2 protein-coding genes are annotated in these 6,867 nt (G+C 71.9%); both read right to left on the bottom strand.

Annotated features, from left to right (window positions below; translation table 11 throughout):
• Positions 1–755: condensation domain-containing protein (locus tag ABY44_RS05065; RefSeq protein WP_431640924.1), on the bottom strand; the 755-nt coding region annotated here is incomplete at its 3' end.
• Between the two features lie 9 nt (positions 756–764).
• Positions 765–6,867, bottom strand: a 6,103-nt coding sequence (locus ABY44_RS05060) for an amino acid adenylation domain-containing protein (protein WP_431640922.1), incomplete at its 5' end; no start/stop codon positions are given.

Genomic DNA, 6,867 nt, shown 5'->3' with positions numbered 1-6,867 from the left:
TGCGGATCGAGCCGTTCGCGCCAGAACGCGAGCTGGCGTTCGCGCTCGCCGGCGTCGAGCCAGCGGCGCTGCCACAGCGCGTAGTCGGCGTACTGGATCGGCAGCGGCGCGAGCGGCACCGGCCGGTCGGACGCATACGTGCGATAGAACGCCGCGAGTTCCTCGAGCATCACGCCCGACGACCAGCCGTCCGACACGATGTGGTGCACGGTGAGCGCGAGCCAGTGATGCGTCGCGTCGAAGCGCACCAGGTGGGCGCGCACGAGCGGCGCCACGCCGAGATCGAACGGCTCGGCTTCCTCGGCAGTCGCGACGGCTTGCGCGCGCGCCGTGCGCTGCGCGTCCGGCAGCGCTTCGAGACCGGTTTCGCGCCACGGGCAGCGCATCGGCGCGTGGATCGTTTGCGCGACGCCGTCCTGCGCTTCGTCGAACGTCGTGCGCAGCGCCTCGTGGCGCGCGATCAGCGCATCGCATGCCAGGCGCAACGCGTGCGCGTCGAGCGGGCCCGTCAGCGCCAGGCGCTCGGTGATGTGGTACGCGTCGGGTGCATCGATCAGCCGCGCATGCAGCCACAGCCGCGTCTGTGCGAACGACGCCGGCACGCGGTCGCTGCGTGGCGTGCGCGGCGGGATCGGCAGCACGCGAAAATCGATGCCGGCCGCGCCGAGCTTGTCGATGAACACCGCGCGCTGCGCGTCGGGCAGTTGCGCGAAACGCGTCGCGAGCGCCAGCCAGTCGGGTTGAACCTTCGTCATCCGTCGTCCTTATTGGGTTTCCAGTTCGCCGAGCAGCGCGTCGATCGCGCTCGCCGCATCGGTCGCGCCGCGTGCCGCGCAGGCCGCATCGATCGCTTCCGCGCAACGCACCAGCGTGCGCGTGTCGAACAGCGTGCGCAGCGGCAACGCGAGCCCCCAGTGCAGGTTCGCCTGCGCATGGGCCTGCGTCGCGAGCAGCGAATGGCCGCCGAGCAGGAAGAAGTCGCCGTCGCGGCCGATCGCGTCCACGTGCAGCACGCGTTGCCAGATCCCGGCGAGCGCGCGCTCCGTGTCGGTCGCGAGTGCCGCTTCGGCCGCCGTCTCGCGTACCGGCGCGGGCAGCGCATGGCGGTCGCACTTGCCGTTCGGCGTGACGGGCAACGCGTCGAGTTCGACCAGCTGCGACGGCACCATGTAAGCCGGCAGTTGCGCGCGCAGCGAGTCGAGCAGCGTCGCCCGGTCGAGCGGGGCCGCATCGCCGCGTGCGACATAACCGACCAGTTGCTCGTCGCGCACGATCACGACCGCATCGTTGACGCCGGGCGCCGCGCGCAGCAGCGCCTCGATCTCGCCCGGCTCGATCCGCTGGCCGCGCAGCTTGACCTGCGTATCGACGCGGCCGAGGTAGTCGAGCGCACCGTCCGCCCGCCGTCGCGCGAGGTCGCCCGTGCGGTACATGCGCGCGCCCGGTACGAACGGATCGGGCACGAAGCGCTCGGCGGTCAGCGCCGGACGGCCGAGATAGCCGCGTGCGAGGCCCGCGCCCGCGAGATACAGTTCGCCGGTCGCGCCGGCCGGCACCGGCTGCCATGCGGCATCGAGCACGTGCAATTGCAGGTTCGCGATCGGATGGCCGATCGGCACCGCGACCGCCTGCGCGTCGTCGGGGCCGCACGTCCAGTGCGACACATCGATCGCGGCCTCGGTCGGCCCGTACAGGTTGACGAGCGTCGCGTGCGGCAGCAGCCGCGCCATTTTCTCGACGAGTTCGGGCGCGAGCGCCTCGCCGCTCGCGACGATCAGGCGCACGCTGTCGCATTGCGCGGCGGCCGCGAAATCGTCGAGATGCGCGGCGAACGCGGCGAGCATCGACGGCACGAAGTGCAGCACCGTCACGCCGTGCGCATGGATCGCGGCCGCGAGACGCGCCGGATCGCGATGGTCGCCGGGCGCGGCGATCGCGAGCTTCGCGCCGATCGCCAGCGGCCACACGAATTCCCACACCGACACGTCGAAGCCGAACGGCGTCTTGTGCAGCACGACGTCGTCGCGCGTCAGCCGGTACGCGTGCTGCATCCACGCGATCCGGTTCGCGAGCGCGCCGTGCGTGTTGCCGGCGCCCTTCGGCTTGCCGGTCGAGCCGGACGTGTAGATCAGGTAGGCAAGCTGTGCGTCGTCGACCTCGGCGGTCACGCCGGCGTTGTCGTCGACCGTTTCGTCGACCGTTTCGTCGACGGTTTCATCGGCCAGCAGGTCCGCGACCGTCAGCAGCTGCGTCGTTGCGCCGTCGCCCAGCGCCGCCTCGACCTGCTCGCGCAGATGGGCCTGGGTGATCGCGACGGCCGGCCGCGCGTCGCGCAACAGATACGCGATGCGTTCGGTCGGATAGTCGGGATCGACCGGCAGGTAGGCCGCGCCGGCCTTCAGCACGCCGACCAGCGCCATCACCATGTCGAACGAACGCTCGACGCACAGCGCGACCGGCGTATCGGGCCGCACGCCGCGCCGGCGCAGCGCGGCCGCGATGCGTGACGTACCGACGTCGAGCTCGCGATAGGTCGCGCGATGCACGCCGCCGTGAACGTCCGCGTATTCGAGCGCGATCGCGTCGGGCGTCGCCCGCGCCGCATCGGCGAATTGCAGTTGCAGCGGCTGCCGTTGCGAAGCCGGCCATGTGCGCGCGGTGTCCTGCGCCCGCGCCAGTGCGTCGCGGGTGGCGTCGTCGGCGATCGACAGTGTGCCGAGCAGCGCATCCGGCGTGCGGGCCAGCGCATCGAGTGCGCAGGCGAACGCGCGGTGCCAGGTTTCGACCTGCCGCGCATCGACGCGCGCGGTGTCGTAGCCGTAGTCGATCGTCAGCCCGGCGCCGCTCTCGATCACGAGCGTCAGCGCGAAATCGGTGGCTTCGATGCTGCGCACGCCGCTCAAAACCAGCGCGCGCGGATCGGCATCGCGCGCCGTGTCGTCGACCGGATAGTTCTCGAACACGACCAGCGTGTCGAACAGTGCGCCGCCCGCGCCGCGGGCCCAGCGCTGGATGTCGGCAAGCGGCGTATGCGCGTGCTCGGCGGCCGCCGCGTTGTCGCGTTGCAGTGCCTGCAGCCAGTCGGCCGCGCGTTGCTGCGGCGCCGGCGCGGTGATCACCGGCACCGTGTTGATGAAGAGGCCGAGCACCGAATCGACGTCCGCGAGTGCGTCGGGACGGCCCGCGACGGTCGCGCCGAACGCGACGGCCGGCTGGTGCGTCATCCGTTGCAGCGCGAGCGCCCATGCGCCCTGCACCAGCGTGTTGACGGTCAGCTTCAGCGCCCGTGCCGTCTGCGCGACACGCGTCATCGCGTCGGCATCGAGCGTCGCGCGCCACGTGACCATGTCGGCATCCGCACGGTCGGCCGTGCGGTCCGCGATCAGCGTCGGGGCGTCGAGTCGTGCGAGGCGTTCGGTCCAGAAGCGTTCGTCGGCATCGCGGTCGCGCGTGCCGAGCCAGGCGATGAAGTCGCGATACCGGAGTGCCGGGCGGCCCGCGAACGGCGATACGGCGTCCGGGTCGAGATAGTCGCGCAGCACGTCCGCCAGCAGGCGCGCGGTGCTCCAGCCGTCGAGCAGCACGTGGTGACGCGTCCACACGACGCGCCATGCGTCGTCGGTCACGCGGATCAGCGTGAGGCGCATCAACGGCGGCTCGCGCCAGTCGAAGCCGCGTGCGCGATCGGCCGCGAGCCATGCGTCGAAATCGGCGTCGAGCGTGTCGCCGCGCGTGCGCCAGTCGAGCTGTTCGACCGGCATCCGGGCGTGGCGATGCACGCACTGCAGCGGCGCGGCTTCGTCCGGCATCACGCTCGTGCGCAGGATGTCGTGGCGCGCGACGGACGCTTCGAACGCGGCGACGAGCCGGTCGGCATCGAGCGCGGCCGCGGTCGCGACGAGCTGGTTCACGTAGCTGGCGTGACCGGGTGCGAACAGCGCATGGAACAGGATGCCCTGCTGCATCGGCGACAGCGGATAGACGTCGTCGATCGTGCGCCAGTCGAGCGGCGTGCGTTCGATCGCGGCCTGCGTGAGACCGGCGGCCTGCGCAAGCGGGAAATCGCCCGGCGTCGCGCCGGCGCCGCGATGCGCGACGCGTGACGCACACGCGTCGACGAGCTCGCGCAGCGCCGCCGCGAAGCGTTCGGCACATGCGTCGATCGTCGTGCGCTCGAATTGCGGTGCACCGTAGACCCAGTGCACTTTCAGCGTGCGTGCGCCGTCGCGATCCGTATCGAGGTACGCGTGGATCGCGAGCGCGTTGCCGAGCGGACCTTGCGGATCGCGCTCGACGCCGGTGCCGCCGAAGCGCGGCACGAGCGTGGCATCGCGCGGGGCGTCGAACTGGCCGAGATAATTGAACGTGACGCGCGGACGCGGCACGGCGGCCAGCACCGCGCGCGTCGCCGCATCGCCGTAGTGCGCGAGCACGCCGAAACCGAGCCCCTTGTGCGGCACGGCGCGCAACGTGTCCTTGACCGCGCACAGCGTATCGCGAGCGGTGGCCGCGACCGGCAGCGTCACCGGGTAATGGCTCGTCAGCCAGCCGATCGTGCGGCTCGCATCGGCATCGTCGAACAGCGCCTCTCGGCCATGCCCTTCCAGTTCGATACGGCACGAGGCGGCGCCGCTCGCGCCGGCCAGTGCCATCGCGAGCGCGGCACCGAGCAATTCGATCGTCTGCGTGCGATAGGCGGCATGCGCATCGGTCAGCGCCGCGCGGGTCAATGCCGCGTCGATCGTCTGCACGACGACGGCTGCATCGGCGTTCGTTGCCGTGGCGTCGGAGTGGTCGGGCACGACGTCGTCACCCTGCGCCATGCCGGCCCAGTACGCCGCCTCGGCCGCGAACGGCGATGCCGGTTCCGTCGCCGCACGGGCCAGCCGCGACGCCCAGGCATCCGCTCGCAGGCCCGGCTGCGACAGCCGGATGGGCGTGCGCTCGCATGCCGCGCGATAGGCCGAGTCCAGGTCGTCGAGCAGGATGCGCCACGACACGCCGTCGACGATCGCATGGTGAATCGCCAGATAGAGCTGCGTCGAGCCGTCCGGCAAGCGAGCCGCGCATGCGCAGGCCAGCGGCCCGCGACCGAGGTCGAGGCGGCGCTGCAACGCGTCGAAGCGCGTGAGCGCGTCGGCTTCGTCGTGTGCGGCGACTTCGACGAACGGCAGCGCGTCGTACGGTTTCGCGGCATCGCTGGCGTGCCACGTGCCGTTCGCGCCGCGTGCGAAACGCTGGCGGAATGCGTCGTGATGCGTCAGCAATGCGTCGAAGGCGCGCGCGAACGCATCGGCGTCGAACGGCCCGCGCACGTCGAATGCGACCGACTGGTTCCAGTGGCCCGGGCGCGGGATGTCGAGCGCGAAGAAGCGCTGCTGCGCGGGCGTCAGGACCTGCGCTGTCACCGGTGCGCCGGCAGCAGATCCGGCAGCAGGCTGCGCGGCGGCGGAGACAGCCACGTCCTCGGTCTTCGCGATGCGTGCGAGTTCGGCGACCGTCGGGCCGTCGAACAGCTGCTTCGGCGTGAAGCGCACGCCGCGCTTGCGCGCACGGGCGATCACCTGCAGCACGAGGATCGAATCGCCGCCGAGTTCGAAGAAGTTGTCGTCGCGGCCGACCTGCGGCGCCTTCAGCACGGCCTGCCAGACTTCGGCGAGCACCGTTTCGACCACGCCCTGCGGCGCATTCCCGGACGCCGTCGCGACCGGCGCGGCCGCCTGTTCACGCAACGCGGCACGATCGATCTTGCCGTTCGCGGTCACGGGAAGGCGTGCGAGCGCGACGAACTGCGCGGGCACCATGTAGTCGGGCAGCTTCGCGGCAAGCGCCGCGCGCACGGCGGCCTCGTCGAAGGTCGCGCCGTCGCGCATCACGACGAACGTCGCGAGCCGCAGGCGGCCATCGTGTTCGATCGCGAGCGTTTCGGCCTGCGCGACCGGCCCGGCCGCACGCACGGCCGCACTCACCTCGCCCGGTTCGACACGGTAGCCCCGAATCTTCACCTGGTCGTCGATGCGGCCGAGGAACGCGAGACGGCCGTCGGCGCGCAACCGGACACGGTCGCCCGTGCGATACAGCCGCGCACCGGGCGTAAACGGATCGGGCACGAAGCGCTCGGCGGTCTGCGCCGGGCGCCCCAGGTAGCCGCGCGCGACGCCCGGCCCGCCCAGATACAGCTCGCCCGTCGCGCCGGCCGGCACGCACGCGCCGAACGCGTCGAGCACCAGCGCGCGCGCATTCGGCAGCGGCAGGCCGAGCGGCACGCCGCTCGCGGGATCGCGCGCATCAGCGGCGATCGACGCCGTATCGCACGCGATCGCACCGACCGTCGCTTCGGTCGGCCCGTAGTGGTTGATCACGCGACAGGCCGGCGCAAGCGCGGCCAGGCGCGCGACGAGCGCCCACGTCAGCGTTTCGCCGCCGGTCACGAGCGCATGGCTCGGCAGCACGTCGGCCGGCACGCGCGCGTCGAGCAGCGCCTGCAGGTGGCTCGGCACGATCTTCAGCACGCCGACGTCGCGGCGGCGCATCTCGTCGGCGAACAGGTCCGGATCGAACGCGCACGCGGCCGGCAGCAGATGCAGCGTGCGGCCCGCGCACAGCGCGCCGAACAGCGTCGTATGACCGAGGTCGGCCGCGACGGTCGATACCATGGCGAACGACGCGTCCGGTGCGAACGCGAGTTCGTCGAGCATCCCCTGCACGTAGTCGGCCAGCGCGCCGTGCGACACGACGACGCCCTTCGGCGTGCCGGTCGAGCCCGACGTATAGATCAGGTAAGCGCCCTGTTCCGGGTGCGGCGCGACGCGCACGCCGGCCGCGAGCGCGAGCGTTGCGTCCTGCGCGAGCGTGTCGACGTCGAGC

It is taken from the genome of Burkholderia sp. ZZQ-2 (assembly GCF_050768715.1).
GTDB lineage: Bacteria > Pseudomonadota > Gammaproteobacteria > Burkholderiales > Burkholderiaceae > Burkholderia > Burkholderia cepacia.
The sequence above is the reverse complement of the archived record's forward strand: the minus strand, read 5'-3'. Positions and strand labels throughout refer to the sequence as shown.